Below are 18,829 nucleotides of genomic sequence, written 5' to 3'. Positions count from 1 at the left end.
CCAATCCGGGCTTTGGTCCGACCAGCGCGTATTTTCTTCCTGACCAGCTTCTTTCGACGGTCACTAGCGCCTACGCGCAATCGTCGATCAAGATCCTAATCGGCGCAGCACGGGCGAAAGCCTCACTAGCCTTAGTGGCCTGCCCCTATGGAGTGGTCCATTTTCAGTCTTAATGCATGATCGGTTTTTGCGCCATTGCCTTGCCGGATGATGGGGCCGATTGACGGTTTGGTGTAGGCCAGACAATGGCCTCTGTCGCTGGTGGCTTATAACCGAGCGATGAGCGTGGCCGCTCTGCGTCGTAGTAGCACCGCCAAGCCTCAATGATGATCTTTGCTTCCAGGCTGTAAAAGATCTGGCCGTTGAGCAATTCATCGCGAAGTTGGAGTTAAAGCTTTCGCAATAGCCATTCTCCCATGGACTGCCCGGTTCGATGAAGGCGGTCTTGGCGCCGACAGCCGCGATCCAATCCCGCACAGCCTGAGCGATGAACTCCGGGCCGTTATCCGAACGAACATGACCCGGCACGCCGCGCAGGATGAACAAGTCCGACAGAGCGTCGATAACGTCTGTCGAGTTCAGCTTGCGATCAATGCGGATCGCCAGGCACTCCCGGGTGAACTCGTCGATGATGTTGAGCATGCGGAACTTCCTGCCATTGTGCGTCCGACCTTCGACAAAATCATAGGACCAGACATGGTCGGGGCGCTCGGGCCGAAGACGGATACACGATCCGTCATTGAGCCAGAGCCGGCTTCTCTTCGGTTGCTTCTGGGGAACCTTTAGCCCCTCCCGCCGCCAGATGCGCTCGACGCGCTTGGCATTCACCGTCCTGCCCTCCGACCGCAACATCGCCGTGATCCGGCGATGGCCATAGCGGCTGTAGCACGAGGCCAGACTGACAATGTCGGCCGTCAACGCCTCTTCATCTGGCCGGACTTGCGGCTTCTTGCGCTGGCTCGAACGATGCTGACCGAGAATCCTTCAGGCGAAGCGCTCCGAGACGGAGAACTTCGCCATGACATGGCCGACGCAACGTCGGCGGCGGGCGGGGCTCAGAAGTTTCCCGAGGCAGCCTCTTTAAGGATCAGCTTCTCCAGCTTGAGGTCCGACACCGCCTTGCGCAGCCGGCCGTTCTCTTTCTCAAGCTCCTTCAGACGCTTCACCTGGTCGCCTTTCAGGCCACCGAACTCGTTGCGCCACCGGTAATACGTAAACTGCGTCACGCCGATCGTGCTAACCGCCTCGCCAACCGATCGCCCTTGTGACAACAGAACATCCAACTGCCGCAACTTCGCAACGATCTCTTCCGGCTTATGCTTCTTCTGGGGCATTCCAACGTCCTCTCTAACAGCTTAATAGCCTACTTCAGGGAGGACCACTTTTCAGGGGGCAGACCACGATCGTCGTTTACTCGTAACTAGACCATTCTATCGCTCACCTCACTGTCGTTAAATTGTAATATTCGATCGTTACGGCACTATCGATGTTTGCATTTGGCTGCGGCTACTTTGCCAAGTCGGCTGTTGGTGCGGCCGCGGCGATGGAGCGCCAATTGTAAAGACAGCAGATCCGGGCGCGTGTGAGTTTTGCATTGGACGTCGTGCGTCGGCGAGGGCGGGTTATCCGCATTGGTCTGGTGTGTCTGTGGTGCTTTGTCGCCGCAACACCGCTACACGCGGAATCGTCGTCGCTGACTAGTTTCCATCTTCCCGCGCAACCGCTCGGTGCGGCATTGACAGCATATGGCGAACAATCGGGCAGCGAAGGCCTCTATGATACGAGCCTGTCGAATGGCAAAGTCTCGACCGAAGTGAACGGACCCCTGGACCCGGCCGAAGCCTTGCATCGATTGTTGACTGGGACCGGTCTCACCGCGCGTTTTTTGTCTAATAAAGCCTATGTGTTGCTGCCCGCTCAAGCCGGGGCGATCGAACAGGGGGCACGGCCAGCGGCGCATCGGTTCTATTATGCACTTGTGCAACATAGCCTCCTGGCGGCGCTGTGCCGGTCCGACGAGGCGCGGCCCGGCAGCTATCTTATTAAGCAATCGGTGCCATCATCGTCAGGCGGCAGTTTTAGTAGAAACGTGATGGCGCTAATACGGTCATTGAAGTGACGTGATCGGACAGCAGCGAATACCACTGCGAAGTGTTTGTCATCGAGTGAACTCACAACACTAGTTTCGATAATGGAGTCGTCGTCGACTTTCCAATCTCTGATACTTTTCTCCACGTTTCCCGTCGGATCGAGATCCATAACTGTGTAGGACACGAGTTCTCCTCGGCTGCGAAGTGCTACGAACTTGAGACCGCCTCAGCTGTTACGGATCAAGCCATGTAGAGAATTGTGGGGATGCTTCTGTGCTAGACGCAAGTCTGAAAGTGAGCGCTTCGCGTGCTAGTAGTGACGCGTGACGAATAGGTCAGCAGAACTCGCCGAATGCCAAGTCCTCGACAGGGAGCAAGCTACAGCGTTCCAATTCTCGAAGATATTCGTCATCCGGAAGCGGCTTGCTCTTTATCTCGACCATTAACCGTTCGACGAATTCGGCTGCATTTTTTGGGAAGAAATCCCATCCCACATCTTCGCATAAATTTCCCATCTCCTTTTCGAACCATAAGGAGCTGATTGCCAGGAAACGTTCGGCCTGGGTGCGCAATTCACGTGGGATTGAATCCGCCGTTGCAGCCATTCGGTCGAAACAGTGTTGGCGCGGATCCTGGCCAGGTTTGGGAAAACCTAGAAAGCAGTATCCCTGCCATCCGTCGAATTCAGCATCTTTGAAGCGCTTTTTTAGAGCGTCTGAAAGCATTTGATCTCCCTGTGCGTTCTTCAAGAATTTTCGAGCTTGTTGTCGGTCACGGCCAGTTTGGAAAACTGTCGGATACGCGCCGGGCCGATGAGAGCGTGATCTGTTTGGCGGCATGCAAAGGTCTCATGCGCATTGTCATGCGGGCATACTCGCGTACGGATTACAGAACAGGATATCGTATTTCGGAACGGGGGCGGTGAAATCCTCGAAGTGCAAAGTGGTCCGATTTCGTTCCTACCAAATTGCGAAGCAGTCGCCAGACAAACTCAGTTGAGGTCTCCGGGAAGAAATCGATCCCTACACGTTCACCTAAGTTGTCCATCTCTTGCTCGAACCGGACTTGGCTGATTGCACGAAACTGCTCGGCGTGATCGCATAGCAACTCGGGGATCTTGTCGGTGGTGGCGATCACATGATCGAGACAGATGGTCCTTTGATCATCCCTCGGTGCCGAGTGGCAGCTCAGATACCCATTGCCTTGCCGAGCATCACGCTTCGCTTCCTCGAGGCAAACTTTCAAAACCTGTAACAGCACGCTCTCTTCTTCCCATGAACATCGCACGACAATGTTCATGATATGTTCTTTCGCTGTCAATCGAGCGGCGGAGAAATTAGTTAACGACGCCATATGGAGTCTTCGGCCTTTCAATCAAAATGGAATCAAATTACCGCTTTGATCGGTCGCCGAGTTGGCGGAAGACACCAGAAGGGCACTCTCGGCTGGCCAGATAGGCCGGCCGCCGCCAGATCTGCCGGACGGGCTTGGGAATTATCTTGGCGAATTGCTCTGTATTCTCAACGCCGAATAGGACCGTGGTCCGATCCCACGCAGAACTTTGGCTCAAAAGTGCAGAACTTTGGGTCTCCCACCACTGTACGGACCTGAATGACAAGGCGAATGCCACCGCATGATGGACGTCCTCAATCTCGCGCTCCCTTACTTCGGGCTGATCTTTATCGGTTTCGCCTGCGGGAAGGCGAAAAGCCTGCCGGAATCCGGCCTCGCGTGGATGAACTTCTTTCTTCTCTACGTGTCGCTGCCGGCGTTGTTCTTTCGCATCATGGCAAAAACACCATTCGAGGAACTCAACAACCTGCCCTTCGTGATCGGCACCACGCTAGCGACGGCGACGGCCTTCTTTCTGTCGGTGGGGACCGGCAAACTACTTGGCCGCCTCACCATGCGCGAGGCTGGAATGGCAGGGCTCGCGGGCGGCTACGGCAATATCGGATATATGGGACCAGGGCTGGCGCTGGCCGTGCTCGGGCCGAAGGCGGCGGTGCCGACGGCTCTGGTGTTCTGCTTCGACAGCATCTTTCTGTTTTCGATCGCACCGCTGATGATGGCGTTGACCTCGGCCGAGAAGCGTCCATTGCTGCCGACCATCGGTATCGTGGTGAAGCACATCGTCTTTCACCCGCTGATCGTGGCTGCCTATCTCGGCGCGGCGGTCGCCGCATTTCACATTCAGATGCCGGTGGCTGTCGACGGCATGCTGCTCTTCCTGCAGAATTCTGCGGCGCCGGTTGCCTTGTTCGCGCTGGGCGTCACCGTAGCGCTGCGACCACTTGGACGCGTGCCATGGGAGATTCCGGGGCTGATTGCCATCAAGCTCCTGATTCATCCGCTGATCGTGTTCGGACTGATGCTCGTTCTCGGCCCGTTTCCACCGCTCTGGGCGGCAACCGCCGTGTTGCTGGCATCGCTGCCGCCGGCGCTCAACGTGTTCGTGATCGCACGGCAGTATGACAGCTGGATCGAGCCGGCGTCGGTTGCGGTGCTGCTTGGGACATTCGTCTCGGTTCTGACGCTGACTTCCGTCATGTACTTCCTGAAGTCGGGTCAGATCGCGTTTCCCTAGAGCAGTTTCTGCTTTGACGGAATCATGTCCCGGACGCGATGCGGCATTCATGCCGCTTCGCAGAGCCGGGACCGCAACAAACGCCGAGCCTTGCACGGTCCCGGTTCTGCGCAGCAGCGTTGTCGGCGATGCGACGCATCGCCTGACGCTGCAGCGCGCCCGGGACACGGTTCTATCAAGGTCAGAAATACTTTAGGACGCGCGGCTTCGCCAGGATGGCGACAAGCCCTCCCGCATGGCCAGCCGACGCAGCGGGCCGATGGCGCTGATGGCGTGCATACCGGCGGCACGGATAGCCTGCATGGGCAGGAAATCGCTGAGCAGCGAACGGTTTGCCATGTCGATGGCGAGGGTGCGCGAACGGATGTCGTTGCTGCGCATGCGGGCGAAACGGGCGATCACGTCGGGTGCACCGACATCCCGACCTTGCATCCCGGCGTCGCGCACCATCTCGGCGAGATCGGAGGCGTCGCGGAGGCCGAGATTGAGGCCCTGGGCGCCGATCGGCGGCACCACATGGGCGGCTTCGCCGACCAGGACGATGCGGTCTCTCGCAAGCTCATACGGCTCCTCGATGCCGAGCGGGAAAAGGTGGCGGCCGGGCGCGACGGTGACGCGGCCGAGGATATGATGCGATTGTTTCTCGGCGACCGCCGAGAGCGCAGCGTCATCGAGCGCCATCAGTGCGCCGGCATCCTTCGGCGTGTTCACCCAGACGATGCTGGAACGATCGCCGGGCAGCGGCACGAACACGCAGGGGCCATGGGGCGTGTGGAATTCCGTCGAGATGTTCCTGTGCGGCCGGCTGTGGCCGATGTTGAACGTCAGCGCCATCTGGCCGAGCGGGCGTCGCTTGACGGCGATTCCGGCAGCCTCACGGCACAGCGATTGCCGACCATCGGCGCCCACCACGAGGCGCGCGGCGAGCGTCTCGCCGCCGGTCGTGAGCATCGTGACCTGCGCCTCCGCCGGCGCCACTGTTTCTGCCTCGGCATCGATACGGACGAGATTGGTCAACTCGCTGGCTCGCGCTTCCAGCGCGGCGACCAGTTCGCGATTCTCGATATTATAGCCGAAGGTCGCGAGGCCGATTTCCTCACACACGAATTTCACTTCGGGCGCACGGATCAGGCGGCCGGTATCATCGACGAGACGCATGGCGGTAAGCTCTGCCGCCTTGTTGGCGCAGCGTTGCCAGACGCCCAGGCTGTCCAGAAAGTCCACCGAGCCACCGAGCAAGGCGGTGGTGCGATTGTCGGTATAAGGGGTCCGGCGGGCAACGAGCGCGGTGCGGGCGCCGGTCTCGGCAACGGCGATGGCCGCGGTCAGGCCGGCCGGGCCGCCGCCGACAATGGCGACCTCATATGGGAGAGCAGGAGCATCGGTCATGGCCGGACCATCGGCTTTTGTGCAGCTATTTTCAAGCCAAGACACATCTTCAAACCATGGCACATCGCGATCGTTTCATGCCCCCTGGCGGCCGAACGCTGCGCATGGCCAAGTGACAATCGTCAAGGAATTCTGCTAGCCCTTATGTCCCGGTGTTCGCGAGGCCATGATTGCCATGATCGAACTGTTCTCCAGCCCCGAAGCCTGGGCTGCGCTGCTGACGCTGACCGCGCTCGAAATTGTTCTCGGCATCGATAATGTGATCTTCCTCTCCGTACTGGTCGCGCGGCTGCCGCCGGATCAGGCGAAGCGCGCGCGGCAGATCGGTCTCGCGCTGGCGCTGATCTTTCGCATCGCGCTGCTCAGCATCCTAGTCTGGTTGATCGGGCTGACGGCGCCGGTGATTACGGCGCTCGGGCTGGCGCTGTCATGGCGCGACCTGATCCTGATCGGCGGCGGTCTGTTCCTGATTGCCAAGGCCACGCATGAAATTCACGCGGAGGTGGAAGCGCGGGAAGGGCACACCGACGAGAAGCAGGCGGCCAATGCCTTCGCCTGGGTGATCCTGCAGGTGGTGGTGGTCGACCTCGTCTTCTCGCTCGACAGCATCATCACCGCCATCGGTATGGCAGACCGTATCGAGATCATGGTAGCCGCCGTGATCATCGCCTGTGCGGTGATGTATGTGTCGTCCGGCCCCGTCGCGCGTTTTGTGGCGGCCTATCCGACCACGAAAATGCTGGCGCTGGCCTTCCTTGTGCTGATCGGCGTGTCGCTGGTGGCGGATGGATTCAAATTCCATATTCCGCGCGGCTACATCTATTTCGCCATCCTGTTCTCGGCGGCCGTGGAACTGTTCAACATTCTCGCCAAGCGCAACCGCCGCCGGCGCGTGGGTTAGCCCCGGTTGACATCTCGAGGCCGTTGGTATCGCTTGTGGCCAAAGTCATTCAGGGAGATCGAGCGATGACCAAGGCCGTGCGCGTCCATCAGATTGGCGGACCGGAGGTGCTGACCTATGAGGATGTCGACGTGCCGGCGCCAGGCGCAGGTGAGGTGCGCATCCGTCAGCATGCCATCGGCGTCAATTTTATCGACACCTATTTTCGCAGCGGCCTCTACAAGGCGCCGCAGCTGCCCTTCATCGCTGGAAATGAGGCGTCCGGCGAAGTGGTGGAAGTAGGGGCGGGTGTCACCGATTTCCATCCCGGTGATCGCGTCACCTATTATTCCAATCTTGGCAGCTATGCCACCGAGCGTGTCTTCGCTGCCGATCGTCTGGTGAAGCTGCCGGATCGGATCACCCATGAGCAGGGTGCCGTGTTGATGCTCAAGGGCCTCACGGTCTGGTACCTGCTGCACAAGACCTTCAAGGTCGAACCGCATCATCGGGTTTTGATCCACGCTGCAGCAGGCGGCATCGGCCTGATCGCGAGCCAATGGGCCAAGGCCATGGGCGCCCATGTGATCGGTACCGTCGGCTCGAAGGAGAAGGGCGAACTCGCGCTCGCCAATGGCTGCGATCACGTGATCTATTAAAATGAAGAGAATTTCGTCGATCGCGTAAAGCAGATCACGCGGAACGAACTGTGCGATGTCGTTTACGACGGCGTCGGAAAGACGACATATCCGGGTTCGCTGTCATGTTTGAAGACGCGCGGTCTGTGGGTGTCGTTCGGCAATGCCTCTGGTCCGGTGCCTCCTTTCGCCATCGCCGAGCTCAACAATCACGGCTCGCTGTTCGCGACGCGACCGAAGCTGAACGATTATGTGGCGAAGCGCTCGGAGTTGCTGGAGGGGGCGGATACGCTGTTCTCGGCGGTTATCGACGGCAAGCTGCATGTACCGATCAATCACGCCTATGCGCTGAAGGATGCCTCGAAGGCGCATACCGATCTCGAGGCGCGCAAGACGACCGGCGCGGTAATCTTGAAGGTGTGATCGTTCTTTTCCCTTCCCCGATCGCCGCAGCCGTGGAACGGGGAGGGTGGATCGAACGCACTTCCGCGGATGTGCTTCGTGACGTCAGCTGAGGGTCCTCATCCACGTCGAGAAGGATTCGATGACAGGCGCCCGCGGACTATGAGCCATCGAAACGAGATAGAACCCATAGCCAGGTAAGGAGAGCGGATGCGCTTTCACGAGCAATCCGTTTTTCAATTCGTTGCTGACGACCACATCGCTGCAGATCGCAACCCCCTGTCCGCCGATAACGGCATCAATAGCGTGCAGCTCCTCGCGGAAGCTCAGGTCCCAGGCCTTTTCGAGAGGGTTGAAATCGGGATCGATCGACTGCGCGACGGCTAGCCATTGCCGCCAGGACGGCGCTTCCGGATCGCGGTTCATCCAGTCATAATGGATCAAAGGCAGACGCAGGAGATCTGCAGCCCGCGTGATCGGGCTATGGCGTTCCAGCAGATGCGGGCTACAAACGGGAGTGTATACGTCTCGAAATACCTCACGCGCCACGAAGTCGAGCGGAGGCTTTCGTGCATAACGGATCGCGACATCTGCGACGTCTGCTCTCAGATCGAGGACAGCATCCGTGCCGATGATCTCTAAAGGGATAGCGGGGTTTTCTTCGCGCCATTTCGGCAGTTGCGGGACCAGCCATTTGCTGGCGAATGCGTTCGGGCTCGTCACACGCAGCGGAGCTTGCACATCCTCTTCCTGCAACAAAGTCACAGCCGCAGCCAGCGCATCGAAGCCGTTGCGCAAAGCCGGATAGAGGCGAGCGCCTGTGCTCGTCAGGAGCAAGGGCCGCGGGCGGCGCTGGAACAGCTTTGCTCCGCAGGCCTCCTCCAACTGTCGTATTTGGTGACTGATTGCCGTCGGGGTGACGCCGAGCTCCGTCGCGGCAGCCCCGAAGCTTTGATGCCGGGCAGCGGCTTCGAAAGCATGGAGTGCGCGAAGCGGCGGAAGCTTCCTCATTCCAACAGGGTAGATGAGATTTTCTCACCTGGCACCTGAATTCTTCGATTTTGAATCGGTTTGGCACTCTATGAGATGATGGAATGGCACTCACAGCCAGGAGCAAACCGGATGGAGCAGCGGCGCGATCCACTGATGGGCAACTCGCATTTCGGACTTCAGGCTTCCCCACAACTGGGCCTCAGGGGAGACGTGGTCCTTAATGGGAGCGCCGGCTATGACGAAGCTCGGAAGGTCTGGAATGGCGTTGTCGATAAAAAGCCGGCCATGATCGCCTACTGTGTGGATGCACAGGATGTACTCAAGGCTGTGACCTTCGCAAGATCCCGCACGCTCCCGGTGGCCGTCCGCAGCGGAGGCCACAACGTCGCGGGCCTCTCGGTCTGTGATGGCGGCATAGTCATCGATCTGTCTCGGATGAAGCGGATCGATGTCGATCCCGTCCATCGGACTGCGAGCGCGGAGGCGGGCCTCCATCTGGGCGAATTCGATCGCGCCACACAGGCGTACGGTCTAGCGACCACCATGGGCGTCAACAGCGATACCGGTATCGCCGGGCTCACGCTTGGCGGCGGTTTTGGCAAGCTCGGGCGAAAATACGGGCTGACCTGCGACAACCTGATTGCAGCCGATGTGGTGACAGCCGAGGGGAAGCTCTTAAGGGCCAGTCCGACCGAACACTCGGACCTGTTCTGGGGCTTAAGAGGGGGCGGCGGAAATTTTGGCATTGTGACGGCGTTCGAATATCAGCTGCATGCGATCGGCAGGTCACTGGTCGCCGCGTCGGCGCTTCATCCTTACGATCGGGCGCGCGATGCCATGCAGTTCTATGATGAATTCGCGCGAAGCGCTGCCGACGAGGTCAACGTCGATGCAGCCCTAGTAACGCTGCCGTCGGGCGACCGGTTCTTCAGCATCTCCGGTAGCTATGTTGGTTCGCATCATCACGGTGAGCGTGTCCTTTCACCGATCATCAAATTCGGCTCGCCCGTTGAGACGCGCCTCGCAACTGTTCCTTATCTTGAGATTCAGTCGGGCGGCGACGACCTGTTTCCACGCGGCCGCCGCTACTATTGGAAAGCGCAATTCCTTCGCCAGATTAGCATAGGCGCGATTGACGCGCTGCTTGACACCTATGCAAGAGCTCCCAGCACCTCATCTCTACTGGTTTTCCAGCACGTCGGCGGCGCCATCGCGCGGGTTTCGGTATCGGACTCACCCTACGCAAACCGCGATGCGGCGTTCGACTGCTTTCCTATCGCGATCTGGGACGATCCGGCCGATGACGACGCGAACATGAGCTGGGCGCGTGAGCTTTGGAGTGCCGTCAGGCCCTATTCGACGGGGGGCGTCTATGCCAACAATCTGGGGGAGGAGGGGGAGGACCGGGTGCGTGACGCCTATGGTGAAAATTACCCACGCCTTGTCACAATCAAGAACAAGTACGATCCGACGAATGTTTTCCGCCTCAACCAGAATATCAAGCCAACGGCATAGTTCAGGGCATCGGGGAAGATCCAAATGCGAAGCCGCTGGACGATTCTTGCTGTCCTGTTCGTCGCCCGTATGGCCATCGCCTTTCAGTTTCAGAGCGTCGCGGCTGTGGCGCCACAGTTCAGTCAGAGCCTGGCCGAGGTCGGCGTTCTGATCGGGCTCTATTTCGCGCCGGGGGCCGTGCTCGCCTTGCCCGGCGGCGCGATCGGTCGCCGCCATGGTGACAAGGTGACGGTTCTCGCCGGACTGTTGATGATGCTGGCGGGCGAACTGCTGATGACCGCGTCACCGTCATGGAGCGCACAGATCGCAGGCCGACTGACCGCGGGCATCGGCGGTGTTCTCTTGAACGTTCTGATGACCAAGATGGTGGCAGACTGGTTTGCCGGCCGGGAAATTGCCACCGCGATGGCCATTTTCATCAACGCGTGGCCGGCTGGCATCGCAATCTCACTGATGCTGTTGCCAGCAATCGGAGCGACATTCGGGCTGCATGCGGTCAACGTTGCTGTCACAGGGGTAATCCTTATCGGTCTCTGCCTCATCACTTTGGTCTATCGTGCGCCGGATGCGTCCGTCAGGATTGAAGGAGAGCGCGGTAAGCTGACCGTCCGCACGATCTGCGCCGTGATTGCTGCCGGGGTTATCTGGTCCCTCTACAATATCAGCCTTACAATGATCTTCAGTTTCGGCCCGTCAATGCTTGTCGAGCGGGGGTGGTCCAGCGCAGCGGCGGGATCTACCATTAGTATTGTACTCTGGCTCGCCGTGTTTTCGGTTCCGTTCGGCGGCTTCCTCGCCGATCGGACCAAGCGCGGCGAGGCCATCCTCGTGGCAGGCTGCATTGCCTTTGCGCTTCTGACACTTCTTCTGTCGCGAAGCGGCGCGCTGCTACCCATCGTCGTTGCTGTGGGTATCTTCTGCGGCTTACCTGCTGGTGCGATCATGAGCCTGCCCGCGAGCGTGCTCGAACTGAAGACGCGGCCGATCGGAATGGGGCTATTTTACACGGTCTACTATGTCGGGATGCTGGTCGGACCGGTGATCGGAGGAAAGCTCTCCGCGTCGGTCGGCTCCGTGAGCGTCGCACTCGACTTCGGCGCCGTCGCACTCCTGGTTTGCCCGATCGTCCTGTGGCTCTTTCGCCGTATTGCTGCCGGCCGGCATCGGCCGGCCGTTGCAACGACTTGAGCGCGTGAGACGGGGGGCCTGCGAGCGTGATTGCTTAGCTAGAACCCGGCCACGCTGCCGTGAAGATCGTAGTTGTCCGCACGCTCAATCTTGGCCGTGACGATCTCGCCGACCTTCAACGGCCGGCGGGCGGTGACATAGACCGCACCGTCAATGTCCGGTGCATCGGCTTTCGATCGGCCTTTCGATACCGTCGGGCCGACCTCGTCGATGATCACCTGCTGCCGCGTCCCGACCTTGCGCTTGAGACGGCGTGCCGAAATCTTCTGCTGGCGCTCCATCAGCGCGTTCCAGCGCTGCTGCTTCAGCTCGTCCGGCACATCGAGACCGATGCTGTTGGACGCCGCTCCCGCCACCGGCTCATATTTGAATGCGCCGACGCGATCGATCTGTGCTTCGTCCAGCCAGTCGAGCAGATACTGGAAATCATCCTCGGTCTCGCCGGGGAAGCCGACGATGAAGGTCGAGCGCAGCACAAGATCGGGACACTGCTCGCGCCAGGCCTTGATGCGGCCAAGGGTCTTGTCTTGCGACGCCGGGCGCTTCATGGCCTTCAAGACATTGGGAGCGGCGTGCTGGAAGGGGATGTCGAGATAAGGGAGGATATTGCTGGTCGGAGTCATCAATCCGATGACCTCATCCACATGCGGGTAGGGATAGACATATTGCAGGCGCACCCAGGCGCCGAGTTCGCCGAGCTCCTTGGCGAGGTCGTAGAATTTTGCGCGGACGCTACGATCCTTCCACGGACTCTCGGCATATTTGATATCGACGCCGTAGGCCGAGGTGTCCTGCGAGACCACCAGCAGTTCCTTGACGCCGGCCTTCACGAGTTTCTCGGCCTCGAGCAGCACATCCTTTGCCGAGCGCGACACGAGATCGCCGCGCAGCTTCGGGATGATGCAGAAAGTGCAGCGGTTGTTGCAGCCTTCGGAAATCTTGAGATAGGCGTAGTGCCGCGGCGTCAGCTTGATACCCTGCGGGGGGACGAGGTCGATATGCGGATTGTGCACCGGCGGCAGCGCGCGGTGCACGGCCTCCAGCACGCTTTCATATTGCTGTGGGCCGGTGATCGACAGCACGTTGGGATAGGCGGCCTCGATCTGCTCGGGCTCGGCGCCCATGCAGCCGGTAACGATCACCTTGCCGTTGACCGCCATGGCCTCGCCGATCGCACCGAGCGACTCCTGCTTGGCGCTGTCGAGGAAGCCACAGGTATTGACGATGACGACATCGGCGCCGTCATGCTTGCGAGCGAGCTCATAGCCCTCGGCGCGCAGGCGCGTGATGATGCGCTCGGAATCGACCAAGGCTTTGGGGCATCCTAAGGACACAAACGAGATTTTGGGCGCGGCGGCCTGTTGCATTGTTCGATCTGCCTGATTGAAGGGCAGCACGTAGTCCCATTTGCCTATAAATACAAGGCTTTATGGCGCAGCGCGGCATGCTATGGAGTGGTATTCAGCCGAGTGCCCGATGTCCGATAAGTCGCCCAAGATCGTCATCGTCGACGAAAGCCCGATCCGGGCCGCCATCCTTGAAGAAGGATTGCGCGAAGCCGGTTATGGCGACGTGCATCATATCCGGGAAATGCAGAACCTGTTGGCCCGGGTCTACCAGCTCGATCCCGACGTGATTGTCATCGATCTGGAAAATCCGAGCCGTGACGTATTGGAACAAATGTTCCAGGTGTCGCGTGCCGTCCGCCGGCCAGTGGCCATGTTCGTCGACCAAAGCGATGCCGAGTCGGCACGCGCTTCCGTCGAGGCAGGGGTATCGTCCTACATCGTGGACGGACTGAAGAAAGAGCGGATCAAGCCGATCCTCGATCTCTGCATCTCCCGCTTCAATGCCTTCTCCAAACTGCAGGACGAACTCGAGCGCACCAAATCGGCGCTGGAAGAGCGCAAGATCATCGATCGTGCAAAGGGCATCGTGATGAAGCTCAAGGGCCTCAATGAAGAGGAGGCCTATGTGCTGCTGCGCTCGACGGCAATGCGCGAGAAGAAGAAAATCGGCGAGATCGCACAGTCGATCATCACCGCAGCGGAGTTGCTGAAATGACCCATCCGCTTCGCATAGGCTTTATCCCCCTGGTCGACGCAGCCGCCTTGATCGTTGCCGTGGATAAGGGATTCGCGAAAGACGAGGGGATCAACGTCGAGCTGGTCCGTGAGGTGTCCTGGTCGAACGTCCGCGACAAGCTGAACATCGGTCTGTTCGAGGCCGCGCATCTGCTGGCACCGGTCGCCATCGCATCCAGCCTCGGGCTCGGTCATGTGAGGGTGCCGATCGTTGCGCCGTTCAACCTCGGCATCAACGGCAACGCGATCACGGTGTCGCCGGCCTTGCATGGCGCCATCATGTCGGAGCTCGACGGCGCTCCCACCGATCCGATGGCGACCGCGCAGGCGCTGCGCCGGGTAGTTGTGGCCCGCGCAAGGGCAGGGGCCGATCCACTGACCTTCGGCATGACCTTCCCGTTCTCGACCCATAACTACCAGCTTCGCTTCTGGATGGCTGCGGGTGGCGTCGATCCCGATGAGGATGTGCGTTTGGTGGTGCTGCCGCCGCCTTACATGGTCGACAGTCTCGCCAGCGGCCATGTCGACGCTTTCTGCGTCGGCGCCCCCTGGAACTCGATCGCGGTCGATCTCGGCATCGGGCATATCCTGCATTTCGTCTCGGATATCCTGCAGCGCGCGGCCGAGAAGGTGCTGGCGATGCGGCAAGACTGGGCCGAGAAAAATCCGGACGTGGTTGCGGCGCTTACGCGGGCGCATGTGAATGCGGCAACTTTCATCGAGGCACCCGAGAACCGCGACGAGGTGACGGCCATTCTCGCCAGACCCGACCGCATCGGTGTGTCGCCGGAGGTATTGCAGCGGACGCTGGACGGAAAGCTCAAGGTCTCGCCGGATGGCACCTGGCGCGAGAGTAACCGTTACCTTTTGGTTGGCCGGGAAGGCGCCGGGCGACCCGATCCGGCGCAGGCGGCGTGGCTCTATGCCCAGATGGTGCGTTGGGGACAGACGGCAATCAGTGCGCAAGCGCTGGCGACGGCAAAGGCGGTGTTCCGGCCGGATTTGTATGACGCCGCGATCGGTGCGCAAGGTCCGGTCGGCTATGGCGGGGAGGACGCTGTCGGCGCCTTCGCCGGGCCGGCCTTCGATCCGGATCGGATCGAAGCTCATCTCGCCGCATTCGAGATTGCGCATTTGAAGGGCGGTTGAACGCCGCCGCCTCATTATTGTGCGTGCAGTGCAGAAGAGCTGCATCCATGTCTGGGTGAGATGATCGCCTTGCAGTCAGGCGACTGATTTTTCTCGATAAAACAAGTTGGGTGAGCTGGCACGAGACTTGAATGTCTGTGACCAGCCGGTGTCCGCTGATGCCTGCCGGCCATCCCAGATGGATATCCGCAGCAACGACGCTGATCGGACCGTCATCCAATTCAAGCCGGCTCAGGCGCCGGACTGATGTGGAGCGGTCTCATCCTTTCGCACCCGTTGCCGCAGGAGCTTCGTCGCCGCATGAAAATCGAACCTGTTTCCGTCGACTTCTCTGACGAACAGAAGCGCTATCTCGAAGGTTTCACCACTGGCCTGCAAATCAGCCGGGTCGGCAAGGGTCTTGGCGGCAGTGCGGCCGGGAAGGGCAATGCCGAGCCGACCGGACCGGATGCCCCGCATATCAGGGCGCAGGACCGTACCACGGCCGCCGGCAAGAAACTGGTCGATCAGGAGAAGTGGAAGCGCGAGGAGCATCCCTTCGATGCTTATCCGCGGCTGTGCCAACAGGCTGCAGCGGATGCGCGGCCATCGCCCGCCGATAATTTCCGTTGGCGCTATTACGGCATCTTCTATGTCGGGCCGACGCAGGACAGTTACATGGCGCGCCTGCGCATCCCCAACGGGATCATGAAGCACTGGCAGCTTTCCGGCCTCGCCGATCTCAGCGACGAACTTTGCGGGCCGTTCAGCCATGTCACCACGCGCGCCAATCTGCAGGTGCGCGAAATTCCGCCGAAGAACGCGGTCAAGCTGATCGAGGGCATCCAGGATCTCGGCCTTTGCTCGCGCGGTTCCGGCGCCGATAATATCCGCAATGTCACGGGCACGCCGACCGCCGGTATCGATCCGCAGGAACTGCTCGATACCCGGCCCTATGCGCGCGAGTGGCACTACCACATCCTCAACGACCGCTCGCTCTATGGCCTGCCGCGCAAGTTCAACGTAGCGTTCGACGGCGCCGGCAAGATCGCCGTGCTGGAAGACACTAACGACATCGCGTTCCAGGCCGTCGAGGTGAAGGACGGCTTTGGCGTTGCGCCCGGTGTCTGGTTCAAACTTGGAATTGGCGGCATCACCGGTCACAAGGACTTCGCTACCGATACCGGCATCGTCGTGAAGCCGGAGGACGCGACCAGGGTTTCCGATGCCATCGTGCGCGTCTTCATCGATCTCGGCGACCGCACCAACCGGCTTAAGGCGCGTCTGAAATACGTCATCGACGGCATGGGCATGGAGAAGTTTCTTGTGCTGGTCGAAGAAAAGTTAGGCGCGCCGTTCACGCGCATCGCGGCCGATGCGCTGCTGCCGCGACCAGCCTTCGATCGCACGGCGCATATCGGCGTCCACAAGCAGAAGCAGGACGGGCTCAACTGGATCGGTGTCGCGTTGCCGCTCGGCAAGATGACCACCGACCAGATGCGTGGTCTCGCCAAAATCGCAGGTGATTTTGGCGATGGCGATATTCGCCTGACGGTGTGGCAGAACCTGCTGATTTCCGGCGTAAAGGACACCAATATCGCGCTGGCGTTCGCCGCTATCGAGGCCATCGGCCTTGACGTGAAGACCTCGGAAATCCGCGCCGGCCTGATCGCCTGCACCGGCCGCGCCGGCTGCAAGTTCGGCAACGCCGATACCAAACGTACCGCGTCGAACATTGCCGAATGGTGCGACAAGCGTGTCGAGCTGGATACGCCAATCAACATCCATCTCACCGGCTGCCATCATTCCTGTGCGCAGCATTACATCAGCGATATCGGTATGATCGGCGCCCGTATCGCGCAGGACGACAGCGACGATACGCTGGATGGATTCCATATCTTCACTGGTGGAGGCTTCGGCCCGCAAGCCGATGTGGGGCAGGAACTCTATCAAAACGTCAAATCCGAAGATGCTCCAAGGATCGTCGAGAAATTGCTGAAGGCCTATCTCGCCAATCGCATCTCGCCGGACGAAACCTTCCTCACATTCTCGCGCCGTCACGATGCAGGCGCCCTGCGAAAGCTCGCCGAAGAACAAATTGACGAGACGGAGGCCTCCGCATGAACCAGATGGTCACGCCTCCCAAACTCGACATCATCCCGTCATCGGCGCCGTTCTCCGAGGCGCAGCGCTCATGGCTGAACGGTTTCTTCGCCGGCCTCCTGTCCGAGGCACCGGCAACGCCCCTGTCGGCGGAGCAGGGCGCCGCCCTCGTGGAGGAGGATGACGGCGCACCGTGGCACGACCAGACGATGCCGTTTGCCGATCGCATGAAGCTTGCGGAAGGCAAACCCGTCCGTCGCAGGATGATGGCGGCCATGGCGCAGCAGGATTGCGGCCAGTGCGGCTATAACTGCAGCGATTACTCCGACGCTATCGCCTCCAAGGCCGAGCCGCGTCTGAATCTCTGCGTTCCCGGCGGCAAGGAAACCGCGCGAATGCTGAAATCGCTTTATGAGGAGCTGGACACGGCGGGTGGTGTCGCTCCCGCAGCGAAGTCCGCGACTGCCGAACCGGTCGAAGCCGCAGCACCCGATCCGTCCACGTTCGGCCGTTCGCGCGACAATCCGGCACCGGCGATTTTCCTCGGCCGCCGCCTGCTCAATGGAGCCGGATCCGAGAAGGAAACCTGGCACATCGATTTCGATCTATCGGGCTGCGGTCTCGATTATGTGGTGGGCGACAGTTTTGGTATTTTCGCCAGCAATGATCTCGGCCATGTCGACCAGATCATTGCGCTGCTCGGTGCCTCGCACATGACCGACGTGCGGGGCAAGACGCTGCGCGACATTTTGCAGAACGACGTCTCATTGGCGCCAGCGCCAGACTCGCTGTTCGAGTTGATCTCCTATCTGACCGGTGGTGCGCAGCGGGCCAAGGCGCGCGCGCTGGCGCAGGGCGAGGATCCCGACGGCGATGCGGCGACCCTCGATGTGATGGCGGCGCTGCAGAAATTTCCCGGCACACGTCCGCATCCGGAAGCCTTCATCGAGGCGCTGGAGCCGTTGCAGCCGCGGCTGTATTCGATCTCGTCATCGCATAACGCAACGCCGGGCAGGCTGTCGCTGACCGTCGATACCGTGCGTTATGTCGTCGGCAAGCGCAAGCGCCACGGCCTTGCTTCGACCTTTCTGGCTGATCGCATCAGGCCGGGCGACGAACTCAAGGTCTATGTGCAGAAGGCGCATGGCTTTGCGTTGCCGAAAAACCCGGACATACCGATCATCATGGTCGGTCCCGGTACCGGAATCGCTCCATTCCGTGCCTTCCTGCACGATCGCAAGGCGACGCAGGCGCCCGGCAAGAATTGGCTTTTCTTCGGCCATCAGCGCAGTGCGTCGGATTTCTTCTATGCCGACGAACTCAACGCGATGAAGAACGATGGATTCCTTACCCGTCTGTCGCTCGCATGGTCGCGCGACACCGGCGAGAAATTCTATGTGCAGGACCGCATGCGGGAAGTCGGCCGCGATCTATGGACGTGGCTTGCCGAGGGTGCTCACGTCTATGTCTGCGGCGATGCCAAACGCATGGCCAAGGATGTCGAGCGCGCGCTGGTGGACGTTACGGCGCAGCATGGTGCCAGGTCGATCGATGAAGCCGTAGCCTTCGTGAGCGAGTTGAAGAAGAAAGGGCGATTCCAGCTCGACGTGTACTGACAATTCCACTTATCCTTGGGAGCGCGCCGCTGGGCAAGCGTCTCGAAGGATGGCCATGAGCACCGAGCGCCTGCATCTCATGGTTCGAGACGGCGCAAGTGCGCCTCCTCACCATGAGGGACGAAGGGTGTGAGAACGATCTTGCTCCACCTTGATCGCGCGTAGAACGCTTGAACAGCGTTAAGTTGCCTTCTCTCCCGCGGCCATATCCGATGG

At 60.2% G+C, this 18,829-nt stretch carries 14 protein-coding genes and 2 pseudogenes; 10 read left to right on the top strand and 6 right to left on the bottom strand.

The window, feature by feature from the left end; all coding sequences use genetic code 11:
* Positions 1–169 precede the first annotated feature (169 nt).
* Positions 170–1,334 (bottom strand): annotated as a pseudogene (locus E0H22_RS14435) (IS3 family transposase).
* A gap of 269 nt (positions 1,335–1,603) precedes the next feature.
* Here E0H22_RS14435 and E0H22_RS14430 point away from each other — a divergent pair.
* Entirely contained in the window at positions 1,604–2,119 is a 516-nt protein-coding gene (locus E0H22_RS14430; protein WP_347340835.1) for an STN domain-containing protein, read from the top strand.
* Between the two features lie 306 nt (positions 2,120–2,425).
* Here E0H22_RS14430 and E0H22_RS14425 read toward each other — a convergent pair whose 3' ends face one another.
* The gene (locus E0H22_RS14425) at positions 2,426–2,815 is read right to left on the bottom strand and encodes a hypothetical protein (RefSeq protein WP_233021696.1); all 390 of its coding nucleotides are present in this window, start codon (positions 2,813–2,815) and stop codon (positions 2,426–2,428) included.
* Between the two features lie 160 nt (positions 2,816–2,975).
* On the bottom strand, positions 2,976–3,389 hold the full coding sequence (locus E0H22_RS14420; RefSeq protein WP_233021695.1) for a hypothetical protein: 414 nt from the start codon (positions 3,387–3,389) through the stop codon (positions 2,976–2,978).
* Between the two features lie 334 nt (positions 3,390–3,723).
* On the opposite strand from E0H22_RS14420, the gene E0H22_RS14415 reads away from it, so the two are divergent.
* Entirely contained in the window at positions 3,724–4,677 is a 954-nt protein-coding gene (locus tag E0H22_RS14415) for an AEC family transporter (RefSeq protein ID WP_233021694.1), read from the top strand.
* A 192-nt stretch (positions 4,678–4,869) separates the two neighbouring features.
* Here E0H22_RS14415 and E0H22_RS14410 read toward each other — a convergent pair whose 3' ends face one another.
* Positions 4,870–6,066, bottom strand: coding sequence for a UbiH/UbiF family hydroxylase (locus E0H22_RS14410; protein ID WP_233021693.1), 1,197 nt, complete (start codon positions 6,064–6,066; stop codon positions 4,870–4,872).
* A 175-nt stretch (positions 6,067–6,241) separates the two neighbouring features.
* On the opposite strand from E0H22_RS14410, the gene E0H22_RS14405 reads away from it, so the two are divergent.
* Together E0H22_RS14405 and E0H22_RS14400 are read left to right on the top strand one after the other, a co-directional pair.
* Positions 6,242–6,967 (top strand): TerC family protein, encoded by a 726-nt coding sequence (locus E0H22_RS14405; RefSeq protein ID WP_233026372.1) that lies wholly within the window; start codon positions 6,242–6,244, stop codon positions 6,965–6,967.
* A gap of 65 nt (positions 6,968–7,032) precedes the next feature.
* Positions 7,033–8,007: pseudogene (locus E0H22_RS14400) on the top strand (quinone oxidoreductase family protein).
* A gap of 84 nt (positions 8,008–8,091) precedes the next feature.
* Here E0H22_RS14400 and E0H22_RS14395 read toward each other — a convergent pair.
* On the bottom strand, positions 8,092–8,997 hold the full coding sequence (locus E0H22_RS14395) for a LysR substrate-binding domain-containing protein (RefSeq protein ID WP_233021692.1): 906 nt from the start codon (positions 8,995–8,997) through the stop codon (positions 8,092–8,094).
* Between the two features lie 111 nt (positions 8,998–9,108).
* Between E0H22_RS14395 and E0H22_RS14390 the strand changes: the two genes are divergently transcribed.
* Together E0H22_RS14390 and E0H22_RS14385 are read left to right on the top strand one after the other, a co-directional pair.
* Positions 9,109–10,494, top strand: coding sequence for an FAD-binding oxidoreductase (locus E0H22_RS14390; RefSeq protein WP_233021691.1), 1,386 nt, complete (start codon positions 9,109–9,111; stop codon positions 10,492–10,494).
* A gap of 24 nt (positions 10,495–10,518) precedes the next feature.
* Complete coding sequence (locus E0H22_RS14385; protein ID WP_233021690.1) at positions 10,519–11,682, top strand: MFS transporter; 1,164 nt, start codon at positions 10,519–10,521, stop codon at positions 11,680–11,682.
* 38 nt (positions 11,683–11,720) lie between these two features.
* Here E0H22_RS14385 and rimO read toward each other — a convergent pair whose 3' ends face one another.
* Positions 11,721–13,049, bottom strand: coding sequence for a 30S ribosomal protein S12 methylthiotransferase RimO (rimO, locus tag E0H22_RS14380; RefSeq protein WP_233021689.1), 1,329 nt, complete (start codon positions 13,047–13,049; stop codon positions 11,721–11,723).
* Between the two features lie 109 nt (positions 13,050–13,158).
* On the opposite strand from rimO, the gene E0H22_RS14375 reads away from it, so the two are divergent.
* The 4 genes from E0H22_RS14375 to E0H22_RS14360 all read left to right on the top strand — a co-directional run bounded on the left by E0H22_RS14375 (position 13,159) and on the right by E0H22_RS14360 (position 18,613).
* Positions 13,159–13,746, top strand: a complete 588-nt coding sequence (locus tag E0H22_RS14375) for an ANTAR domain-containing response regulator (protein WP_233021688.1) — start codon at positions 13,159–13,161, stop codon at positions 13,744–13,746.
* Positions 13,743–14,915, top strand: coding sequence for a CmpA/NrtA family ABC transporter substrate-binding protein (locus E0H22_RS14370; RefSeq protein ID WP_233021687.1), 1,173 nt, complete (start codon positions 13,743–13,745; stop codon positions 14,913–14,915). The genes E0H22_RS14375 and E0H22_RS14370 overlap by 4 nt, the downstream gene beginning before the upstream one ends.
* Positions 14,916–15,215: 300 nt before the next feature.
* Positions 15,216–17,018, top strand: coding sequence for a NirA family protein (locus tag E0H22_RS14365; RefSeq protein WP_233021686.1), 1,803 nt, complete (start codon positions 15,216–15,218; stop codon positions 17,016–17,018).
* A complete protein-coding gene (locus E0H22_RS14360; RefSeq protein ID WP_233021685.1) occupies positions 17,015–18,613 on the top strand; it encodes a sulfite reductase subunit alpha in 1,599 nt (532 codons plus the stop codon). Before E0H22_RS14365 ends, E0H22_RS14360 begins: the two co-directional genes overlap by 4 nt.
* Positions 18,614–18,829: the final 216 nt, after the last annotated feature.

This window comes from Rhodopseudomonas boonkerdii, assembly GCF_021184025.1.
Classification (GTDB): Bacteria; Pseudomonadota; Alphaproteobacteria; order Rhizobiales; family Xanthobacteraceae; genus Tardiphaga; species Tardiphaga boonkerdii.
The sequence above is the reverse complement of the archived record's forward strand: the minus strand, read 5'-3'. Positions and strand labels throughout refer to the sequence as shown.

Excerpts from the sequence above, each read along its gene's own strand:
- E0H22_RS14415 (WP_233021694.1), top strand. The coding sequence starts at position 3,724 with ATGATGGACGTCCTCAATCTCGCGCTCCCTTACTTCGGGCTGATCTTT.
- E0H22_RS14370 (WP_233021687.1), top strand. The coding sequence starts at position 13,743 with ATGACCCATCCGCTTCGCATAGGCTTTATCCCCCTGGTCGACGCAGCC.
- E0H22_RS14390 (WP_233021691.1), top strand. The coding sequence starts at position 9,109 with ATGGAGCAGCGGCGCGATCCACTGATGGGCAACTCGCATTTCGGACTT.
- E0H22_RS14395 (WP_233021692.1), bottom strand. The coding sequence starts at position 8,997 with ATGAGGAAGCTTCCGCCGCTTCGCGCACTCCATGCTTTCGAAGCCGCT.
- rimO (WP_233021689.1), bottom strand. The coding sequence starts at position 13,049 with ATGCAACAGGCCGCCGCGCCCAAAATCTCGTTTGTGTCCTTAGGATGC.
- E0H22_RS14410 (WP_233021693.1), bottom strand. The coding sequence starts at position 6,066 with ATGACCGATGCTCCTGCTCTCCCATATGAGGTCGCCATTGTCGGCGGC.
- E0H22_RS14425 (WP_233021696.1), bottom strand. The coding sequence starts at position 2,815 with ATGCTTTCAGACGCTCTAAAAAAGCGCTTCAAAGATGCTGAATTCGAC.
- E0H22_RS14385 (WP_233021690.1), top strand. The coding sequence starts at position 10,519 with ATGCGAAGCCGCTGGACGATTCTTGCTGTCCTGTTCGTCGCCCGTATG.
- E0H22_RS14360 (WP_233021685.1), top strand. The coding sequence starts at position 17,015 with ATGAACCAGATGGTCACGCCTCCCAAACTCGACATCATCCCGTCATCG.
- E0H22_RS14375 (WP_233021688.1), top strand. The coding sequence starts at position 13,159 with ATGTCCGATAAGTCGCCCAAGATCGTCATCGTCGACGAAAGCCCGATC.
- E0H22_RS14365 (WP_233021686.1), top strand. The coding sequence starts at position 15,216 with ATGAAAATCGAACCTGTTTCCGTCGACTTCTCTGACGAACAGAAGCGC.
- E0H22_RS14420 (WP_233021695.1), bottom strand. The coding sequence starts at position 3,389 with ATGAACATTGTCGTGCGATGTTCATGGGAAGAAGAGAGCGTGCTGTTA.
- E0H22_RS14405 (WP_233026372.1), top strand. The coding sequence starts at position 6,242 with ATGATCGAACTGTTCTCCAGCCCCGAAGCCTGGGCTGCGCTGCTGACG.